The following is an 18,645-nucleotide window of genomic DNA, read 5'->3' as shown; positions in this document are numbered from 1 at the left end:
AGAGACAGACGCCGTGCAGCGGCCGGACGGCAGCTTCTACGCGGCGGTCAAGTTGTCGCTGGACCACAACGTCCACCTGCCGGCCAACGCCACCGCGCGAATCGCGCAGACCTCGCTGCTGGGCTCCCAGCACATCGAATTGGCCGCCCCGCACGACCAGCCCGCGGCGGGTACGCTCGGCCCGGGCTCGAAGATCCCGCTGAACCGCACCGGCCGGTACCCCACCACCGAGGAAGTGTTGTCCTCGCTGGGTATGGTCGTCAACAAGGGCAATCTCGGTGCGCTGCAGGACATTACCGACGAGGCGTACGCGGCGATCGCCAACCGGAGCGGGACCTTCACCGGGCTGATTCCCCGCTTGGCCGACCTGGCGGGATCGTTGGATCGCCAGACCGCCGACATCATCGCCGCCGCCGACGGGCTTAATCGCGTCGCGGGGACGCTGGCGGGCAGCGCCAGGAGCCTGGACGCCGCGCTCGCGTCGCTGCCGGGCGCGCTGAAGGTACTCAACGACAACCGCGAGCACATCGTCGACGCGTTCGGGGCGTTGGGCAGCCTGGCGACCGTGGCGGCACGGATTCTCGCCGCGACCAAGGACGATTTCGCCGCCGACTTCAAGGACCTGTACCCGGTGATCAAGACGTTCGGCGACCAGGCACAGGACTTGGTGGAGGCGCTGCCGTTCATCACCACGTTCCCGTTCTACGGTCCCTACATCAAGAACGCGGTGCGCGGCGACTTCCTCAACGTCTACGTCACCTTCGACCTCACCCTGCGCCGGCTCGGGGAAACCGTCTTCACCACCGGCGCCTTCGACCCGAACATGCCGCACATGGATGAGATCCTCAACCCGCCGGACTTCCTGATCGGCGAGATGGCCAACCTGTCGGGGCAGGCGGCGGACCCGTTCAAGATCCCGCCGCGCACGGCCGCCGGGCAGGAGGGATCACGCTAATGCTGGATCGTCTGGCTCGCATCCAACTGTCCATCTTCGCCCTTGTCACCGTGATCGCGGTCGGCGCGATCACGGTGTTCTACCTGCACCTGCCGACCGCGTTGGGCATCGGCTCCTACAACATCACCGCGGACTTCAAAGCCGGTGGCGGCATTTACAAAAACGCCAACGTCACCTACCGCGGTGTGACGGTGGGCCGGGTGCAGGCGGTGCACCTCAACGGTGACGGCGTCGACGCGGAGATGCGGCTCAACACCGGGACCCCGATCCCGGACAACGTGACCGCCACCGTCAAAAGCGTGTCCGCCATCGGCGAGCAGTACATCGATCTGGTTCCGCCGGCCGACGACCCGCCCGGCGACGACCCGCCGGCGGGCGCCGCGGTGAACTCCCGAGCCGTCGGCACGCTGCACAACGGGTCCCGGATCGGCCAGGACCGCACCGCGATCGGCCGGGACATCGCCGAGCTGCTGCATCAGGCCGAGACGCTGGTCGACAGTGTGTCCAACAGCCGGCTGAAAGACCTGCTGCGGGAAACGTTCAACGCGTTCAACGGGTCCGGACCCGAGCTGGCGCGGCTCATCGAATCGTCGCGGCTGCTCATCGACGAGGCCAACGCCGACTCCGGGCAAACCACCCAGCTGATCGACCAGGTCGGCCCGTTCCTGGATGCCCAGATCCGCAGCGGCGAGAACATCAAGTCGCTCGCGGACGCGCTGGCGCGGGTCACCACCGAAGTGGCGCACGCCGACCCGCAGCTCCGGTCGACGCTGCAGTTGACCCCCGGGGTCACCGATGAGGCCAACACCGCGTTCAGCGGGATCCGGCCGTCGTTTCCGATGCTGGCCGCCAACCTGGCCAACCTGGGCCGGGTCGGTGTCATCTACCACAAGTCCGTCGAGCAGGCGCTGGTGATCTTTCCCGCGCTAATGTCCGCGCTGCTCACCGTCGCGGGTGGGGCGCCGGTCGACGAAGGCGCCAAGCTGGACTTCAAGATCGACATGGGTGATCCGCCGCCGTGTTCGGTCGGCTTCATCCCGTTCCCCGATATCCGGACCCCCGCCGACGAAACGATCCGGGAACTCCCGTCGGACCTGTATTGCAAGACGGCGCAAAACGACCCCGCCGCGGTTCGCGGCGCGCGCAACTACCCGTGTATGGAGTTTCCGGGGAAACGCGCCCCGACCGTGCAGCTGTGCCGCGACCCGCGCGGCTTCGTCCCGATCGGGAGCAACCCGTGGCGCGGCCCGCCGATCCCGTACGGCAGCACCCCGGTGCAAGACCCGCGGATGACCGAGCCGATGAACAAGTTCCCCTACATTCCGCCGGAGGCCGACTACGACCCGGGCCCCCCGGTGGTGCAGCTGCCGCCGGGTGTGCCGGCGGGGCCGGGCCCGGCGCCCAACCCGCCGTTCCCGCTGCCCTATCCGCCCAACGAGCCTGGGCCACCGCCGCCGCCGGGGCCCTACTATGCCCCGCCGGACCAGAACATGCCGACCTCGCCGGGCGGCAACGGCGGCCTGCCGCCCTACGGACGCCAGGCCCCGCCGGAGCAGCCACCGCTGCCCGGGCCGCCGCCACCCGAGGCCAGCGGCGCGGCGTACACCACCTACGATCAGCGCACCGGAACGTTCGTGGACCCGGCGGGCGGCGCGGGGGTGTTCGGACCGGGCGCCCCCCAACAGCGGCCCGCGGAGAATTGGGTGGATCTGATGCTCGATCCCAGGCAGGCGTGATGTCGGGGGCAGCTGAGTCGACGCCGACCGCGGCGCGGCCCCGTCGGCGCGCGTCGCGGGCGGCCGGCCCGACCGGCAGTGCCGCGACGGTCACCACGACCGCCGCGCCGACCCGCGGCACCGGCACCGAACCGGCGGTGCGCCGCCCCGCCGGGCCCCCGCCGCGTCGGGCCGGCAACGGTCGGCTGGTCGGGGTGCTCGCGCTGGTGGCGGGGTTGGTCGTGCTGCTCGCGCTGGGGTCCCTGGTCGCGGTGTTGGCGGTTCAGCAGCGGCAGGGGGACGCCGCGGCGGCACGGAGCCAGCGGTTTGTCGATACCGCCTCGCAGACCATGGTCAACATGTTCACCTTCACCCAGCAGAATCTCGACGAGAGCGTGAAGCGGTTTGTCGACGGCACCAGTGGACCGCTGCATGACAAACTCAGCCAGGGCGACAACGTGGCCAACCTGGCCGCGTTTCTGCGCGCGACCGGCGCCGACTCCGAGGCCGTGGTCAATGGCGCGGCCCTCGAAGGGGTCGACGAGGTCAGGGATAACGCGTCGGTGCTGGTGGCCATTCGGGTCACCCCGAGCGACGCGGAAGGCAACAACCAGCCGTCGACCCCGTACCGGCTGCGGGTCATCGTGCACGAGGACAGCGACGAGCACATGAGCGTGTATGACCTGATGTACCCCAACGGGGGGAACTAGTGCGGTGGCTGGTTTCCGGGTTGGCCGGGTTCCTCGCGGCCGCCTTCGTCGCGCTGGCCGGGGCGGGTGGCTGGCTGTACTGGTACCGGGTGGAGCGGCACGGTGAGCAGACCACTCGCGACGAACTGGTGCCGCTGGCTAAAGATGAGATCCCCAAGGTGTTGGGCTACGACTATCAGACGGTGGAGACCAGCCTGACCGAGGCCTACCCGCTGTTGACCCCCGACTATCGGCGCATCTTCGAAGACCGCGCCACCAGCACCATCATCCCGCAGGCCCGCAGCGGACAGGTGATCAGCCAGGTCACCGTGGTGGGGGTGGGAGTCATGGCGGCGCAACGCATATCGGGTTCGGTGCTGGTGTATGTCAACCGCACGGTGAGCTCGAAGTCCAACGAGCCGCTGTATGAAGGCAGTCGGGTGCGGGTGGACTACGCGAAGGTCCGCGGCAAATGGTTGATCAACGACATCAGGCCGATCTGACGTCGAGGGACGGGAGGAGCGAGGTGAGGCGTGCTGTCATAGCGGCGGTGGTCGTCCTGGCGTCGCTGGGGTCGGCGATCCCGGCCCGGGCGGACGAGGTGATCGAAGGTGTCTACACCTACACCCAGGACGGGGTGGCGCCGCAAACCTGGACCATCACGCCGCTGTGTGTGCCCGTTGTCGGCGACGGCCGGGTCCCGCTGGAGCTGCCGGTGGGCTGCAAGTTGCAGGTGAACAGCACCGCGGCCAACACCGGATCGTTCCAGCTGGTCGGCGGGCGGTGGACATACTCGACCACGGCCCCGCACGGGTTTTCGTGCCCGGACGGCAGTACCGCCCCGACCACGGAAACCTATTCGTTCGATGATTCGCTCAACGGGACCTACAGCTCCGCCCACAACGAGGTGTGCGGCTCCCGGCCGGCCATCGCCCGGCACCCGTTCACCCTGACCTTTGTTGCACCGCTGCCCAACCCGGTCAGTCGCTACCCGCTGAACTGTCAGGATAATCCGCAGCATCTGTGCTCCTGAGCGCGTCCAAAAAGGAACGCGCCCAGCGGTCCACGTCGTGGGCCAGCACTTGGCGGCGCAGCGCGCGCATCCGGCGCCGGCCCTCCTCGGTGGTCTGGTTGATCGCCGCCTCGATGGCGTCCTTGACCCCCTCGGTGTCGTGCGGGTTGACCAGATAGGCCTGCCGCAGTTCGGCTGCGGCGCCGGTGAACTCGGAAAGCACCAACGCGCCGCCGAGGTCGCTGCGGCAGGCGACGTACTCCTTGGCCACCAGGTTCATTCCGTCGCGCAGCGGGGTGACCAGCATGACGTCGGCGGCCACGAAGAACGCGATGAGCTCGTCGCGGGGAATCGGCCGGTGCAGGTAGTCCACCACCGGATGGCCGACCTCACCGTATTCGCCGTTGATGTGACCGACCTGGCGTTCAATGTCGTTGCGCAGCAACTGGTAGCTTTCCACCCGCTCGCGGCTGGGGGTGGCCAGCTGGATGAACACGGTGTCCTCGCGTTTGACCCGGCCCGCGGCGAGCAGCTCGGCGAACGCTTTCAGCCGCACGTCGATGCCCTTGGTGTAGTCCAACCGGTCCACGCCGAGCAGGATGGTGCGCGGGTCGCCGAGTTCGGCGCGGATCTCCTTGGCGCGTCGCCGAATGCCGCGACCGCGGGCCTTGCGGTCCAGGTCGCCGGAGTCGATGGAGATCGGGAAGGCGCCCACCCGCACGGTGCGCTGGCCCAGGTCCACCTCGCCGAACCGGGACCGCACCCCGACCAGCCCGCGGGAGGTGTTCGCGCCGACCAGCCGCCGGGACAGGTACAGGAAATTCTGCGCCCCGCCGGCCAGGTGGAACCCGACCAGGTCGGCGCCGAGCAGGCCCTCGATGATCTCGGTGCGCCACGGCAGCTGCATAAACAGCTCCACCGGCGGGAACGGGATATGCAGGAAGAAGCCGATGGTCAGGTCGGGCCGCAGCTCGCGCAGCATCGCCGGCACCAGCTGCAGCTGGTAGTCCTGCACCCACACCGTCGCGCCGGTCGCGGCGGCGCGTGAGGTGGCCGCGGCGAACCGGCGGTTGACGTCGACGTAGCGGTCCCACCATTCGCGGTGGTAGATCGGTTTGACGATGACGTCGTGGTACAGCGGCCACAGGGTGGCGTTGGAGAAGCCTTCGTAGTATTCGGCGACGTCGTCGGCGGACAGCCGCACCGGATGAAGGTGTAGCTCCTCGTCGACGAGGGGTTCTTCGTCGCCGTCGACGATGCCCGGCCAGCCGATCCAGGCGCCGCGGCGGCGGCGCAGCAGCGGCTCTAACGCGGTGACCAGACCGCCCGGGCTGCGCTTGAAGGTGGTGGTGCCGTCGGGCAGCCGCTCCATGTCGATGGGCAGCCGGTTGGCGACCACGACGAAGTCGGAATCCCCGGGCGGGGCCATTTACGTCTCGCTTTTGGACGGCCCAATACCGAGCATGGACAGAAACACCCGGCACTCGTCGGCGTCGGTGGCGTATGCGGCGACCACCCGCCTGGCCTGGTTTGCCGTACTGTCGGCCAGCGGTTCCACGTCGCCGATTTCGGCGGGGTCAGATTTAGCAGGCATGACCTCACTGTATGCGAAACGCGGCGGGGGCGACGAGTTGCGCGGCACCGGGGTGGGTGCGGCATTACACGCTGCCCGTAATGTGCAAACATCAGAGGCGATCGATCACGAGCGAGGTGGGCACCCATGGCAACAGCGGAACAGGCCGGCAGCAGCACGGCTGACCTGGTGACATACGAAACCCTCGACGACGGCCGGATCGCCCGGATCTGGTTGAACCGACCCGACGCGCACAACGCGCAGAACCGCACCTTGCTGGTCCAGCTCGACGAGGCGTTTTGCCGCGCCGAGGCCGACGACGACGTGCGGGTGGTGATCCTGGCGGCCCGCGGCAAGAACTTCTCCGCCGGCCACGACCTGGGCTCCGAGGAGGCGTTGCTGGAGCGCCAGCCCGGCCCGGCGCAGCACCCGACGTTCCGGTCGCACGGCGCCACCCGGGACGGCGTCGCGGAGAAGACCTATCTGCAGGAGTGGCACTTCTACTTCGAGAACACCCGCCGGTGGCGCGACCTGCGCAAGATCACCATCGCCTCGGTGCAGGGCAACGCGATCTCGGCGGGGCTGATGCTGATCTGGGCCTGCGACCTGATCGTGGCCGCCGACAACGCCAAGTTCTCCGATGTGGTTGGGGTGCGGATGGGGATGCCGGGCGTCGAATACTATGCACATCCTTGGGAATTCGGGCCGCGCAAGGCCAAAGAGCTGCTGTTGACCGGGGATTACCTCGACGCCGAGGAGGCCTACCGGCTGGGCATGGTGTCCAAGGTCTTTCCCCGCGACGAACTGGAGGACAAGACCCTGGCGTTCGCGCGGCGCATCGCCGAGCGGCCCACCATGGCGGCGCTGCTGATCAAGGACTCGGTCAACGCCGCCGCCGACGCGATGGGGTTCACCGAGGCGCTGCGGCACGGATTCCACATCCACGAACTCGGGCATGCGCACTGGGCGGCCCACAACGAGAACCGATTCCCGGTCGGCTTGCCGCCCGACGTCGAGGACTGGCGGACCGCCAAACCCGCCCAGCCGGCCCGGCCCGACACGCCGTAAGGGGTTAGCGTGGAGCTTTCGTTCGAGGACCGGACCTACCTGGTCACCGGCGGCGGCAGCGGCATCGGCAAGGCGGTCGCGGCCGCGCTGGTGGAAGCCGGCGCCAACGTGATGATCGTCGGCCGCAACGCCGAGAAACTGCTGGCCGCCGCCCGCGAGATCGAAGCCCTCGACGGCGGGGCGATCCGCTATCTGCGCGCCGACGTCACCGACGAGGACGAGGCCGCGGCGGCCGTCGACGCGGTCACCGCCTGGCATGACCGGCTGCACGGGGTGGTGCACTGCGCGGGCGGCTCGGAGACCATCGGGCCGATCACCCAAATCGACTCCAACGCCTGGCGGCGCACCGTCGACCTCAACATCAACGGCACCATGTACGTGCTCAAGCACGCCGGTTGCGAACTGGTCCGCGGTGGCGGCGGCTCGTTCGTCGGGATCTCGTCGATCGCGGCGAGCAACACCCACCGCTGGTTCGGTGCCTACGGGGTGACCAAGTCCGCAGTCGACCACATGATGCGGCTGGCCGCCGACGAGCTGGGCGCTTCATGGGTGCGGGTCAACAGCATTCGCCCGGGCCTGACCCGCACCGACCTGGTGGCGCCGATCATGGAATCGCCGGAGCTCAGCGAGGACTACCGGGTCTGCACCCCGCTGCCGCGGATCGGTGAGGTCGACGACATCGCCAACCTGGCGCTGTTTTTGCTCAGCGATGCGTCCAGCTGGATCACCGGGCAGGTCATCAACGTCGACGGCGGCCAGATGCTGCGCCGCGGCCCGGACTTTTCCGCGATGCTGGAGCCGGTGTTCGGGGCCGACGGGTTACGCGGGGTGGTGCGCGGCTAGCCCGGCATCCCGGGCGGCCAGGGTGGCGAGGGCCGACCAGTCCAGCTGCCCGCCGCCGTTGGCCAGCAGCGTCAGGAAGCGGTCGCGCAGCAGGCTGCCCAGCGGCAGCGGCACCCGCAATTCCTCGGCGGCCTCCAGCGCCAACCGGACATCCTTGAGGCCCAGCGTCGCCGCGAACCCGGCCGGCTGGAATTGTTGGCGGGCGATCAGCCCGCCGTAGGTGTGGTAGGCGGGCGCGTCGAACAGCGTCGCGGTGAGGATGTCGACGTAGGCCAGCCGGTCCACCCCCGCCTTGTCGACCAACGCGATGGCCTCGCCGAGCGACTCGATGACGGTGGCGAGCAGGAAGTTGCCGGACAGCTTCACCAGGTTGGCGGCGTGTGGCTGCTCGGACACCACGAAGGTGCGCTGACCGATCGCGTCGAACAGCGCGGTCAACGGCTCCAGCACCGCCGGTGCGCCCGCGGCGACCACGAAAAGCTGTGCGGCGGCGGCGGCCTCGGGCCGGCCGAACACCGGCGCCGCCACGTAGTGCTGCCCGGCGTCGGCGTGCGCGGCGGTCAGCCGTTGGGCCAGATCCACGCTGATGGTGCTGCAGGAGATGTGGGTGGCGCCCGGCGGCAGCGACGCCAGGACGCCGTGCCCGCCGAACGTGACCTGCTCGACGGCGTCGTCGTTGGCCAGCATCGTCAGCACCGCGTCGCCCCGGCAGGCCTCCGCGACGGTGTCGACCACCCGGGCGCCTTGGTCCGCCACCGGCTCGGCTTTAGCGCGGGACCGGTTGTAGGCGGTGACGCGGTGACCGGCGCGCAGCAGGTTGGTGGCCATGGGCGCCCCCATATTGCCCAGGCCGATAAATCCGATGTCCATATCTCCACCATGCCGTGTTTCGCTCAGTGAGATGACGGTCTTGCGGTCATGAGACCAGTTGCGAGGCTACGTTTAATAACACCGAAGCGGAGGACACCATGGCTCAATGGGACACGATCGATCGCTACGTCGTCATCTCGACCGACACCCACGCCGGGGCCGATCTGTATGACTACAAGCCGTATCTACCGGCGGCACTGCACGACGAGTTCGACGCCTGGGCCCAGGCCTACACCAGCCCGTTCGATGACCTGATCGTCGCCACCGCCGCCCGCAACTGGGACCACCAGCTGCGGATCGCGGACATGGACGCCGACGGGGTGGCCGGCGAGGTGCTGCTGCCCAACACCGTTCCGCCGTTCTTCCCGACCACCCCCAACATCACCATCAGCCTGCCTCGCACCCGCGACGAGTTCGAACAGCGGTGGGCGGGTGTGCAGGCCCACAACCGATGGCAGGTCGACTTCTGTGCGCTGGCCCCAACCCGGCGCCGCGGGCTGATCCAGGTCTTTCCCAACGACGTCGAGCGGGCGTGCGACGAGATCCGCTGGGGTGCCGAACAGGCCTGCTTCGGGGGCGTGCTCATCCCGCCGGTGTCGCCGGGCGACCCGCACGTCGCGCCGCTGTTCCACACCCGCTACGAACCGATCTGGGCGCTGTGCGCGGAGCTGGACCTGACCGTGGTGCAGCACGCCGGCGCCGGCAGCCCGGAGATGCCGATGGACCAGCCGGCCTCCAACGCGGTGTTGGTCACCGAGATGGCGCTGTGGGCGCAGCGCACCCTGGGGCACCTGATCCTGGCCGGCGTGTTCGAGCGTCATCCGACGCTGCGGTTCGTGCCGACCGAGCAGGGCACGCTGTGGGTGCCACAGCAGCTGGCCGTCCTCGACGCCATGGTGCCCACCATGAAGTCCGAGGCGCACAACCGCACCTACGGCATGTTCGGCGGGTCGTCGGTCGACGCGCTGACCCTGAGCCCGAGCGAATACGCCCAACGGAACTGCTACCTGGCCAGCGAACTGGCGCCCTACGACGCGACGATGATCGATTTCCTGGGGGCCGACCACATCATGTGGGGCAGCGACTATCCGCACGAGGAGGGCTTCGCGCCCCAGTCCAAGCTGGCCATCCGCTGGGCCCTGCACGACCGGTCGGAAGACGAGTGCCGCAAGATCCTGGGCGGCAACGCGGGTCGGCTGTACCGGTTCGACCTCGAGGCGTTGGCGCCGGTCGCCGCCAAGATCGGGCCGAGTGTCGCCGAGGTGCACACGCCGTTGGGGGACACCGGTTATCGCGCCCCCGGCGCGTTCGGCTACCGGCCGTTCGAAGGCGGGCTGGCGCTCAAACGGTTGGCGCCGGCGCGCGGGTGACCGTCCGCTCGGGCCGAGTGGGAATCTGACGACGGCCCAGCGGCGTGTCGCGTCGCCAGATTCCCAGTCGCGCCGCGTACGCCCCACCAACGTTTTAGATCAACGCCCGCAGCGGGCCCTCGGGCGGATCGATACCCAGCGAGCTCAGCGCCGACGCGTGGTAGATGGTGCCGGGCACGTGAATCGCGTGCAGGTGGCCGACGTGCACGTCGCGCCAATACCGTTGCAACGGTTTGTCCATACGGGCCGCGTTGCCGCCCGAGCGGGCGAAGATCTCGTCGACCGCCGACACCGCGCGCCACACAGCGCGCACCTGGGTGCGGCGACCGGCCGCGCGGTCCGCGAACGACACCTCCTTGCCCGCCGCCACGATGTCGTAAATGCGGTCCACGTTGGCCAGCAGCTCTTGGCGGGCGGCGTTGATGTCGGCGGCCGCCTCGCCGACGGCGTACATGACGTAGGGGTCGTCCTTGATCGCGGTCCCGGTGGCGCCGACGCGTTCCCGCTGGTAGTCCAGGTGGGCGGCCAGCGCGCCCTCGGCGATCCCGACGGTCGCCGCGGAGATGCCCAGCGGGAACATCGTCGACCACGGCATCAGGTACAGCGGCTTGGTCATCCCGGCTTCCCGCTGGGCGGTGCCGTCCATCACCTTGGTCGCGTCCATCGTCCGGTAGGTCGGGACGAACGCGTCGCGGACGATGACATCCTTGGAGCCGGTTCCCCGGAGCCCCACCACATCCCACGAGTCGTCGACGATCTCGTAATCCTTGCGCGGCAAGATCATGTGCAGCATCTGCGGCGGCATCACCGGTGCGCCCTGCGCGTCACCGAGCATCGCGCCGAGAATGATCCAGTTGCAGTGGTCGGTGCCGGAGCTGAACTGCCAGCGCCCGTTGAACAGGTAGCCGCCGTCGACGGGCTTGGCCACTCCTTGCGGCGCGTACGGCGACGCCATCCAGGTGTCGATGTCCTCGGCCCACACTTCCTCGCCGACCCGCGGGTCGGCGTAGGCGAGTTGGTAGGGGTGCACGCCGACCACACCGGTGACCCAGCCCGCCGACGGGTCCAGCGCCGCGGTGGCCATCACGGTCTCGGCCCACTCGCGCGGATGCGCCTCGTACCCGCCGTGCCGGGCCGACTGCAACAGCCGAATCGAGCCCGCGCTCTTCATCGCCTTCACCGTTCGATCGGTCAGCCGGCCGATCTTCTCGGCTTCGCCGGCCTGCTCGCGCAGTTGGTCGGCGATGTCCATCAGCCGGTCGATTACCCGCTCGGTCATACTGTCGTCCTTACGTCATGGGCCGCAGAGTGATGGTGTCCTGCTAGTCATGGTGAGGGTTTCGGCGATCCCGGTGAGTGGAACCAAAAAATCCGGAGGAGGACGTTTCGTGGGCGTGTATGCGGTGACCGGGTCGGCGTCGGGCATGGGCCGCGCCGCCGCGGAGAAGTTGCGGGCCGCCGGCCACACCGTGATCGGGGTCGACCTGCGCGACGCCGACGTCGTCGCGGATCTGTCCACCCCGGCGGGCCGCGCCACCGCGGCCGAGCAGGTGCTGGCCGCGGCGGACGGCCGACTGGACGGCGCGGTGCTGGCGGCCGGCCTGGGGCCCACCCCGGGCGCCGACCGTCCCCGGCTGATCTTCCAGGTGAACTACCGCGGCGTGGTGGACCTGCTGACCGCGTGGCGCCCGGCGCTGGCCGCCGCGGGCGCCGCCAAAGTCGTTGTCATCGCCAGCAACTCCACCACCACGGTGCCCGCGGTGCCGCGCCGGACGGTGCGCGCCCTGCTCGCCGGCGATGTCGAGAAGGCGGTGCGGTCGCTGCGCCTGTTCGGCCCGGGTGCCCCGTCGCTGGCCTATGCGGGTTCGAAAATCGCGGTAGCCCGATGGGTGCGCCGACACGCGGTGACCCCGGAGTGGGCCGGTGCGGGGATTCGCCTCAACGCGCTTGCGCCGGGCGCGATCATGACGCCGCTGCTGGAGAAGCAACTGGCGACACCGCGGGAGGCCAAGGCGATCCGCGCCTTCCCGGTGCCGGTCGGCGGCTTCGGCGACCCCGACCAGCTGGCTGACTGGATGCTGTTCATGCTGTCGGAGGCCGCCGACTTCCTATGTGGCAGCGTCGTCTTCGTCGACGGCGGCTCCGACGCCTACTTCCGTGCCGACGATTGGCCCAAGGCGGTCCCGGCGCGGCGGCTGGCCGGCTACCTGCTGCGGATGCGGGCGTTCTCCAGGACATCGAAGCCCTTGTAGCCGGCGGCGGCGACGTCGGCGATGATCTGGCCGTAGACCCCGAAGCCGCCGACGAACGGCATGAACACCCGCGGCTTACCGGCGATATTGGCGCCCAGATACCACGAATTCGCCTGCGGCATCAGGGTGTCCGCGGCACGGCGGGTGCATTCAGCGCCCCAGTCCGCGGCGGCGTCGGCCCGCGCCTCCAGCCCGGCGGCGCCGTGGGCGGCCAGGTAGCCGATCGCGTCGGCCACCCAGTCCACGTGCAGCTCGGAGTGCAGCACCATGTTGGCCAGCACCGACGGGCTGCCCGGCCCGGTCAGGTTGAACAGGTTCGGGAACCCCGGCACGCCCAGCCCGAGGTAGGTCAGCGGGCCGTGCGCCCAGGCGTCGTTGAGTGTGGTTCCGCCGCGGCCGACGATGTTGATCTTGGCGACCGAGCCGGTCATCGCGTCAAACCCGGTGGCCAACACCAGCGCATCCAGCCGGTAGTGGCTATCGGTGGTGTGCAGCCCGGTGGCGTCGATGCGCTGGATCGGGGTGGCGCGCAGGTTCACCAACTGCACGTGGTCGCGGTTGAACGTCTGGTAGTAGTTGTCGTCGGTGCAGATCCGTTTGGCGCCGATCGGGTGATCGCGGGGGATCAGCGCCTCGGCGACGGCCGGGTCGTCGATGATCGCGCGCACCTTGTCCTCCCAGAACCGCCGGGCGGTGTCGTTGGCCGCCACCGACAGCATCTGGTCGGGGAACGTCTTGGAAAACAGCACCCCGCCCAGCTGCCAGCGGGCCTCGTAGGCCGCCTGGCGCTCCGCGTCGCTGACCTCCAGCGCGGACTTGGGGTGCGGTTGGTGCGGGGACCCGCCGCCGCTGGCCATCGATAACCGGCGGCGTTCGGGGTAGCCGGTCTTGTGGGCGCGGCGGGTGGCGTCGTCGAGTGGCACATTGCCGGCCGGCACGCTGTAGTTGGCGGTGCGCTGGAACACGTGCAGCCGCGCGGCCTGCGCCGCAATACACGGGATCGCTTGAATGCCGGAGGATCCGGTGCCGATCACCCCGACGTGTTTGCCGGTGAAATCCACGCCGTCGTGCGGCCAGGCGGCGGTGTGGTACACCTCGCCGGCGAACGAGCCCAGCCCGTCGATCGCCGGGATGTTGGCGTTCGACAGCGGGCCGACGGCCAGCACGCAGAACCGGGCCGACACCACATCGCCGGCATCGGTGCGCACCGTCCAGCGCAGCGCGGCCTCGTCGAGCACCAGCTCGGTCACCCGGGTGCCGAAGCTGATGCCGCGGCGCAGATCGAACCGGTCGGCGACGTGGTTGAGGTAGCGCAGGATCTCCGGTTGGGTGGCGTACTTCTCGCTCCAGTCCCAGTCCTGCTGCAGCTGGTTGTCGAACGAATAGGAGTAGTCGACGCTTTCCACGTCGCAGCGCGCCCCGGGGTAGCGGTTCCAGTACCACACGCCGCCGACCCCGTCGGCCGCCTCGAACACCCGCACGCTCAGCCCGTCGCGGCGCAGCCGGTGCAGGGCGTACAGGCCGGCGAAACCCGCGCCGACTACCACGACATCGACGGTCGTCCTCATGCCCGGCGACGTTACGGGTGACACCGGGCCCCGACAGCGGTTGTCTCGCTCAGTGGGAACTGACACCCGGACACCGGTCGATGTGTTTGGGTGCTGGCATGACTACAGCTCAGCTCAACGGCAAAGTCGTTCTCGTCACCGGTGGTTCCCGCGGCCTGGGGGCGGCGTTCGCGCGCCGCATCGTCGCCGGCGGCGGGCAGGTGGTGATCGCCGACCTGCTCGACGAGGAGGGGCAGCGACTCGCGAACGAACTCGGCGGGCCCGCCCGGTATACCCACCTCGACGTCACCGACCCCGCCGGGTGGGCGACTGCCGTGCAGGTCACGCTCGCCGAGTTCGGCACCCTGACCGGCCTGGTGAACAACGCCGGGGTGGCGACCGGCCAGTTCGTCGAGCACGAACCCGTCGAGCACTTCCGCAGCGTGCTGGAGATCAACCTGGTCGGGGTGTTCAGCGGCATCCAGGCGGTGATCGCGCCGATGCGGGCGGCCGGCGGCGGCTCGATCGTCAACATCTCCTCGGCGGCCGGGCTGTTCGGGCTGGCGCTGACCGCCGGGTACGGCGCCTCGAAGTGGGGGGTGCGGGGCCTGACGAAGATCGCGGCGGTGGAACTGGCCACCGACCACATCCGGGTCAACTCGGTGCATCCCGGGATGACCTACACCCCGATGACCGAGCAGGTCGGCATCCAGCCCGGGGAGGGCAACTATCCGAACACCCCGATGGGCCGGGTCGGCGCGCCCGAGGAGATCGCCGGGGCGGTCGGCTTCTTGCTCTCCGACGACGCGGCCTACATCACCGGCGCCGAAATCGCCGTCGACGGCGGCTGGACGGCCGGACCGACCGTGAAATACGTTATGGGACAGTGAGCTTGTCTGCCGCCGAGTGTGGTCTTGGGTCACGCTACCCATGCTCGGTGCGTGACATAAGTCCACATTCGGCGCTAGACGAAGGACCGAGATGAATCGACTGGATCGCCGCCGGATCCTGGTGACCGGCGCCGCGTCGGGCATTGGGCAGGCCACCGCGCTGCGGCTGCTGGAGGAGGGCGCCGCGGTGGTCGCCGCCGACGTCGCGGCGCAGGGCCTGGCGACCACCCGGGCGCACGCCGACTCCGCCGACCGGCTGACCACGCTGGAGCTCGACATCGCCGACGAGGGCTCGGTGATCGACGGCGTCGCCGCGGCCATCCAAACGCTGGGCGGGCTGGATGCGGTGGTCAACGCGGCCGGCGTCCTGCGCGCGGCCCACACCCACGACATGAGCCTGCAGTTGTGGAACCAGATCATCGGCATCAACCTGACCGGCACCTTCCTGGTAGTGCGGGAGGCGCTGCCGGCGCTGCTGGCCAACGACACCAGCGTGATCGTCAACTTCAGCTCGACCTCGGCGACGTTCGCCCACCCCTACATGGCGGCCTACGCCGCCAGCAAGGGCGGCATCCAGTCCTTCACCCACGCGCTGGCGCTGGAGTACGGGAAACAAGGGGTGCGGGCGGTGTGCGTGGCGCCGGGCAGCATCAAATCCGGCATCACCGACGCCACCGGCGGCTACCTGCCGCCGGACTCCGACTGGTCGCTGTTGGCCAAGCTGTCGCCGATTCTGCCCACCACCCTGGAATCCAGCGGCGCCCCGATGGGCGACCCGGCGGCGGTGGCCGGGGTGGTCGCGATGCTGGTGTCCGACGACGGGGCATTTATCACCGGCACCGAAATCCGCATCGACGGCGGCACCCACGCCTAAGCGTTGACTCTGCGGCTAGGGCGCGGCCATCTCGCACAAACCCGCCCTCAGCGCAGAGTCAACGGTGTCCAGGCCGCCGTCCAGCGCGGCGAAGAAGGATTTTGTGACGGTGTCGAGCAGCGCCACGCGCGCGGCCCGGATCTCGGCGGCCGCGCCGTCGTGCGGGTGGCGTGCCAGCGCGCCTTCGGCCATGCCGATCACGGCCGCGCCGACCCCGAGCGGATAGATGATGCGAAACGGCATGCGGTAGATCGGGTTCCGCAGCCCGGCCGCGGCGGCGCCGCTGACGAGGGCGTGGTAGTCCAGCACCCGGTACCCGGGCACGGCGGCGCCCGCGACGACGACGTGCGACTCGGCGACGATCCGCAGTTCCGCGCGCGGCACCAACACGTGTACTCGCCGGGGTCCGCCGTCGAGCCGGGCGCCCAGCAGCACCCAGTCGCCGTGGTCGATGCCCAACCCGGCCGGCCAGCACCCGGTGAGCCGGTAGCCGTCGGCGGCCGGGGTCAGCGTCCCCGCCGGCTCCAACACCGAGGTCACCCAGGTGTCGGCGTCGGCCTCCCACACTTCGTCGCGCCCCCGCCGCGGTGCCATCGCCAACTGCCAGCCGGCCACGCCCACCATGCCGGCGACCCACCCGGCTGGGCCGTGCAGGGCGGCGAGCGTCATCACCGCCTCCGCGAAATCGCCCGGATGTGTTGCGAAGCCGCCATAATCCTCCGGTTGCAGCATGCGGGCCACCCCGGTGCCGCGCAGCACCGCCACCGCCGCGGCGTCCAGCCGATCGGACGACCGCAGCCGCGCGGCGCAGCCTTCGATCGCGGCGAACACCTGTGGGGTCATGCCCCTCATCGTCAACGACCCGGTTGCGGGGTTGCCCTCTGATCTCGCTGAGTGGGATTGTTTGGTTCGAACGTGAGGAGGCCGGCGATGGCGACTGCCGACACCACCTCGATGGTGGCCCGGGTCGCGCTGATCATGAACCTGTTCGACGACCCCGGTAAACGGCTGCGCCTCGATCAGGTGGTGTCCCGCACCGGGCTGCCTCGGTCGTCGGTGCACCGCATCCTCAAACAGCTGTATGCGGTTGGGCTGCTGCAGCATCGGCCCGACGGCTACTGCATCGCCGCCTCCCCGCTGCCGGTGGGCCGGATGATGGACCACGCCGAGCTGCGCGGGGCGGCGTCGGCGACGCTGACCCGGCTGCACGCCGACACCGGGCTGGTGGTCCACCTCGGGGTGCTGCTCGGCGGTGACGTCGTCTACCTCGACAAGGTCGCCGGGGACAGCGGTGCGCTGGTGCCGACCCGGGTCGCCGGGCGCACCCCGGCGCACGCCAGTGCGTTGGGCAAAGCCATGCTGGCGCAGCTGCACGCCGAAGAGGTGGACGCGGTGGTGGCCCACCCGCTGCGCAAACGGACCCGGGCCACCATCGCCGACCTGCCGACGCTGCATCAGGAGTTGGCCCGGATCCGGTCCCGGCACGGGTTGGCCTACGACACCGAGGAATTGGCGGTCGGCCTGTGCAGTGTTGCGGCGCCGATCCGCACCGGCGACGGGGAGATCGCCGGCCTGTCGCTGACCGGTGCGGTGCCGATGCCCCGGCTGCAGCGCACCGCCCCGTTCGTGATGCGGGCCGCCGGCCGCATCTCCCAGCAGCTCGGCCGCGTCGACACCGACACCACCGCGCAAGCCGCCGCCGACACCGACAGCATGCTGTCCCGGGTGCTGCGCACCCTGTCCTCCGACGCCTGGGTGTGACCGCTCACAAGATGAACTCGTCGACCGGCAACCCGAACGCGAACTCGCCGACCACCGCCAGCACCCGGTCGACGTCGTTGGCGACATGCATGCGCGCGGTCTGCACATCCCGCCACACCCGTTCGGCCCGGCCGTCGTCGTCGGATTGTCCGATGAACAGCCGCACCGCGTTCATGGCCCGCTCGAAGGACAGCACCTGATCGCGTCGGGCCCGCAGCATCAACGCCGCGTCCGGGCTGGCGTCGGCGCGCGCGCAGTCCATGAGTTCGGTTAGGTTGCGGCGCATTTGGAGCACCGACAGGGTCAGGTCGGCGCCGGCCAGCGCGACCGGGCTCAACGGCGGGCAGGCCGTGGTGGCGCGCCCGGCGAGCAGCCCGAGCGCGGCGCCGAGCACCGGGGTGGTCCCGGCGTGGGTGTATAGCGTGGGCTGCGGAAGCCGGTACAGCGCGGCCAGCTCGCCGCGTTGCTCCGCGCTGACCCAGCCGAAGGTGCGGTAGCGGGGCACGGTGGCCCCGGACACCACGACCTCGTCGGCGCCGATTCCCCGCAACCCCACCGCGTTCCAGACCGGTTCGACGACGTAATCGGTGCGGGGCACCACCGCCACGGTGAAGTCTTCGGCGGCGCCGTCGGCGCCGACGACCAGCGCGCCGGCGATCAACCACGACGCGTGCCGCACCCCGGCGCAGCGGCTCCACCGCCCCGTCAGCCGGAAGCCGTCGCCGACCGGCTCCAGCCGGCCGGTGGGCCCGTAGGACGCGCACAGCAACGCCCCCGGGTCGGTTGCCCACACGTCCTGCTGCGCCCGGTGATCGAAAAGCGCCAGATGCCACGCGGTTACCGCGAACATGCCGGCCAGCCAGCCGGTCGAGGTGCACGCCGCGGCGATGTCCCGGACCACGGCCAGGTAGTCGTCCGGTTCGGCCTGCCCGCCGCCGAACGCGGTCGGCTGCAGCATCGCGAACACCCCGGCATCGGCCAGGCCCGCGATGACGGCGGGGTCGACGGCCCCGTACCGGTCGACGTCGGCGGCGGCCGCGGCGATGGCGGGCAGCAGCGGGCGCACCGCCTCCAGCACGTCGTTCATCGCATCGCCTCCGCGTCGTGGATACCATTCGGTGTGGCCGCGCACCAGACCCCGGATTGGCGGCTGCTGCAGCCGGCCCGGTACGGCGGTCCGGGCATGCCCCCTGATCAGCTCGTTGCCGCGGTTCGGGCGCTGGCGG

The 18,645-nt window shown here is 70.0% G+C and carries 19 protein-coding genes; 12 read left to right on the top strand and 7 right to left on the bottom strand.

All coding sequences use genetic code 11. The annotated features are described in order from the left end of the window. The 5 genes from BKN37_RS17845 to BKN37_RS17825 all read left to right on the top strand — a co-directional run. On the top strand, nt 1–955 hold a 955-nt coding region (locus BKN37_RS17845; RefSeq protein ID WP_071028278.1), incomplete at its 5' end, for an MCE family protein. Further along, nucleotides 955–2,691, top strand: a complete 1,737-nt coding sequence (locus tag BKN37_RS17840; protein WP_071028274.1) for an MCE family protein — start codon at nt 955–957, stop codon at nt 2,689–2,691. The genes BKN37_RS17845 and BKN37_RS17840, both read left to right, overlap by 1 nt. Then, nucleotides 2,691–3,380 carry a mammalian cell entry protein gene (locus BKN37_RS17835; protein WP_071028272.1) on the top strand — a complete coding sequence of 230 codons (690 nt, stop codon included), beginning with the start codon at nt 2,691–2,693 and terminating at the stop codon, nt 3,378–3,380. The genes BKN37_RS17840 and BKN37_RS17835 overlap by 1 nt, the downstream gene beginning before the upstream one ends. After that, on the top strand, nt 3,380–3,862 hold the full coding sequence (locus tag BKN37_RS17830; RefSeq protein ID WP_071028269.1) for a mammalian cell entry protein: 483 nt from the start codon (nt 3,380–3,382) through the stop codon (nt 3,860–3,862). The genes BKN37_RS17835 and BKN37_RS17830 overlap by 1 nt, the downstream gene beginning before the upstream one ends. 23 nt (nt 3,863–3,885) lie before the next feature. Beyond that, nucleotides 3,886–4,392, top strand: a complete 507-nt coding sequence (locus BKN37_RS17825; protein WP_071028268.1) for a hypothetical protein — start codon at nt 3,886–3,888, stop codon at nt 4,390–4,392. Here BKN37_RS17825 and BKN37_RS17820 read toward each other — a convergent pair. Together BKN37_RS17820 and BKN37_RS28410 are read right to left on the bottom strand one after the other, a co-directional pair. Next, a complete protein-coding gene (locus BKN37_RS17820; protein ID WP_071028266.1) occupies nt 4,340–5,800 on the bottom strand; it encodes an alpha,alpha-trehalose-phosphate synthase (UDP-forming) in 1,461 nt (486 codons plus the stop codon). The genes BKN37_RS17825 and BKN37_RS17820 overlap by 53 nt on opposite strands. Beyond that, complete coding sequence (locus BKN37_RS28410) at nt 5,801–5,965, bottom strand: hypothetical protein (protein WP_095407126.1); 165 nt, start codon at nt 5,963–5,965, stop codon at nt 5,801–5,803. Between the two features lie 126 nt (nt 5,966–6,091). On the opposite strand from BKN37_RS28410, the gene BKN37_RS17815 reads away from it, so the two are divergent. Together BKN37_RS17815 and BKN37_RS17810 are read left to right on the top strand one after the other, a co-directional pair. Continuing rightward, nucleotides 6,092–7,012 (top strand): enoyl-CoA hydratase, encoded by a 921-nt coding sequence (locus tag BKN37_RS17815; protein WP_071028264.1) that lies wholly within the window; start codon nt 6,092–6,094, stop codon nt 7,010–7,012. 9 nt (nt 7,013–7,021) lie between these two features. Continuing rightward, nucleotides 7,022–7,855, top strand: a complete 834-nt coding sequence (locus tag BKN37_RS17810; protein WP_071028263.1) for an SDR family oxidoreductase — start codon at nt 7,022–7,024, stop codon at nt 7,853–7,855. On the opposite strand, the gene BKN37_RS17805 is transcribed toward BKN37_RS17810, so the two are convergent. Next, a complete protein-coding gene (locus BKN37_RS17805; RefSeq protein WP_071028261.1) occupies nt 7,832–8,725 on the bottom strand; it encodes an NAD(P)-dependent oxidoreductase in 894 nt (297 codons plus the stop codon). The genes BKN37_RS17810 and BKN37_RS17805 overlap by 24 nt on opposite strands. Nucleotides 8,726–8,823: 98 nt before the next feature. On the opposite strand from BKN37_RS17805, the gene BKN37_RS17800 reads away from it, so the two are divergent. Beyond that, nucleotides 8,824–10,095 (top strand): amidohydrolase family protein, encoded by a 1,272-nt coding sequence (locus tag BKN37_RS17800; protein ID WP_071028258.1) that lies wholly within the window; start codon nt 8,824–8,826, stop codon nt 10,093–10,095. A gap of 94 nt (nt 10,096–10,189) precedes the next feature. Here BKN37_RS17800 and BKN37_RS17795 read toward each other — a convergent pair whose 3' ends face one another. Further along, nucleotides 10,190–11,374 (bottom strand): acyl-CoA dehydrogenase family protein, encoded by a 1,185-nt coding sequence (locus tag BKN37_RS17795; RefSeq protein WP_071028256.1) that lies wholly within the window; start codon nt 11,372–11,374, stop codon nt 10,190–10,192. 109 nt (nt 11,375–11,483) lie between these two features. Here BKN37_RS17795 and BKN37_RS17790 point away from each other — a divergent pair, with 109 nt between their 5' ends. Next, the gene (locus BKN37_RS17790) at nt 11,484–12,347 is read left to right on the top strand and encodes an SDR family oxidoreductase (protein WP_071028254.1); all 864 of its coding nucleotides are present in this window, start codon (nt 11,484–11,486) and stop codon (nt 12,345–12,347) included. On the opposite strand, the gene BKN37_RS17785 is transcribed toward BKN37_RS17790, so the two are convergent. Then, a complete protein-coding gene (locus tag BKN37_RS17785; protein WP_071028252.1) occupies nt 12,299–13,915 on the bottom strand; it encodes a flavin-containing monooxygenase in 1,617 nt (538 codons plus the stop codon). The genes BKN37_RS17790 and BKN37_RS17785 overlap by 49 nt on opposite strands. 98 nt (nt 13,916–14,013) lie before the next feature. Between BKN37_RS17785 and BKN37_RS17780 the strand changes: the two genes are divergently transcribed. Together BKN37_RS17780 and BKN37_RS17775 are read left to right on the top strand one after the other, a co-directional pair. Beyond that, the gene (locus BKN37_RS17780) at nt 14,014–14,784 is read left to right on the top strand and encodes a glucose 1-dehydrogenase (protein ID WP_071028250.1); all 771 of its coding nucleotides are present in this window, start codon (nt 14,014–14,016) and stop codon (nt 14,782–14,784) included. Nucleotides 14,785–14,875: 91 nt separating this feature from the next. Beyond that, nucleotides 14,876–15,658 carry an SDR family NAD(P)-dependent oxidoreductase gene (locus BKN37_RS17775; RefSeq protein WP_071028248.1) on the top strand — a complete coding sequence of 261 codons (783 nt, stop codon included), beginning with the start codon at nt 14,876–14,878 and terminating at the stop codon, nt 15,656–15,658. A gap of 15 nt (nt 15,659–15,673) precedes the next feature. Here the strand turns inward: BKN37_RS17775 and BKN37_RS17770 are convergent, their stop codons facing one another. Next, the gene (locus BKN37_RS17770; RefSeq protein ID WP_071028246.1) at nt 15,674–16,501 is read right to left on the bottom strand and encodes an acyl-CoA dehydrogenase family protein; all 828 of its coding nucleotides are present in this window, start codon (nt 16,499–16,501) and stop codon (nt 15,674–15,676) included. Nucleotides 16,502–16,588: 87 nt separating this feature from the next. Here BKN37_RS17770 and BKN37_RS17765 point away from each other — a divergent pair, with 87 nt between their 5' ends. Next, nucleotides 16,589–17,419: an IclR family transcriptional regulator gene (locus BKN37_RS17765; RefSeq protein ID WP_242657286.1), complete on the top strand. Its 831-nt coding sequence runs from the start codon at nt 16,589–16,591 to the stop codon at nt 17,417–17,419. 4 nt (nt 17,420–17,423) lie between these two features. Here the strand turns inward: BKN37_RS17765 and BKN37_RS17760 are convergent, their stop codons facing one another. Next, nucleotides 17,424–18,506 (bottom strand): acyl-CoA dehydrogenase family protein, encoded by a 1,083-nt coding sequence (locus tag BKN37_RS17760; RefSeq protein ID WP_071028244.1) that lies wholly within the window; start codon nt 18,504–18,506, stop codon nt 17,424–17,426. Nucleotides 18,507–18,645 lie beyond the last annotated feature (139 nt).

The sequence above is a fragment of the Mycobacterium talmoniae genome, from assembly GCF_001854525.1.
Classification (GTDB): Bacteria; Actinomycetota; Actinomycetes; order Mycobacteriales; family Mycobacteriaceae; genus Mycobacterium; species Mycobacterium talmoniae.
Note: the sequence above shows the minus strand (reverse complement) of the source record. Positions and strands in the feature narration are given on the sequence as shown.

Coding starts and splice junctions, on each gene's coding strand:
- BKN37_RS17760 (WP_071028244.1), bottom strand. CDS start 18,506: ATGAACGACGTGCTGGAGGCGGTGCGCCCGCTGCTGCCCGCCATCGCC.
- BKN37_RS17820 (WP_071028266.1), bottom strand. CDS start 5,800: ATGGCCCCGCCCGGGGATTCCGACTTCGTCGTGGTCGCCAACCGGCTG.
- BKN37_RS17840 (WP_071028274.1), top strand. CDS start 955: ATGCTGGATCGTCTGGCTCGCATCCAACTGTCCATCTTCGCCCTTGTC.
- BKN37_RS17780 (WP_071028250.1), top strand. CDS start 14,014: ATGACTACAGCTCAGCTCAACGGCAAAGTCGTTCTCGTCACCGGTGGT.
- BKN37_RS17800 (WP_071028258.1), top strand. CDS start 8,824: ATGGCTCAATGGGACACGATCGATCGCTACGTCGTCATCTCGACCGAC.
- BKN37_RS17795 (WP_071028256.1), bottom strand. CDS start 11,374: ATGACCGAGCGGGTAATCGACCGGCTGATGGACATCGCCGACCAACTG.
- BKN37_RS17805 (WP_071028261.1), bottom strand. CDS start 8,725: ATGGACATCGGATTTATCGGCCTGGGCAATATGGGGGCGCCCATGGCC.
- BKN37_RS28410 (WP_095407126.1), bottom strand. CDS start 5,965: ATGCCTGCTAAATCTGACCCCGCCGAAATCGGCGACGTGGAACCGCTG.
- BKN37_RS17815 (WP_071028264.1), top strand. CDS start 6,092: ATGGCAACAGCGGAACAGGCCGGCAGCAGCACGGCTGACCTGGTGACA.
- BKN37_RS17835 (WP_071028272.1), top strand. CDS start 2,691: ATGTCGGGGGCAGCTGAGTCGACGCCGACCGCGGCGCGGCCCCGTCGG.
- BKN37_RS17785 (WP_071028252.1), bottom strand. CDS start 13,915: ATGAGGACGACCGTCGATGTCGTGGTAGTCGGCGCGGGTTTCGCCGGC.
- BKN37_RS17765 (WP_242657286.1), top strand. CDS start 16,589: ATGGCGACTGCCGACACCACCTCGATGGTGGCCCGGGTCGCGCTGATC.
- BKN37_RS17775 (WP_071028248.1), top strand. CDS start 14,876: ATGAATCGACTGGATCGCCGCCGGATCCTGGTGACCGGCGCCGCGTCG.
- BKN37_RS17770 (WP_071028246.1), bottom strand. CDS start 16,501: ATGACCCCACAGGTGTTCGCCGCGATCGAAGGCTGCGCCGCGCGGCTG.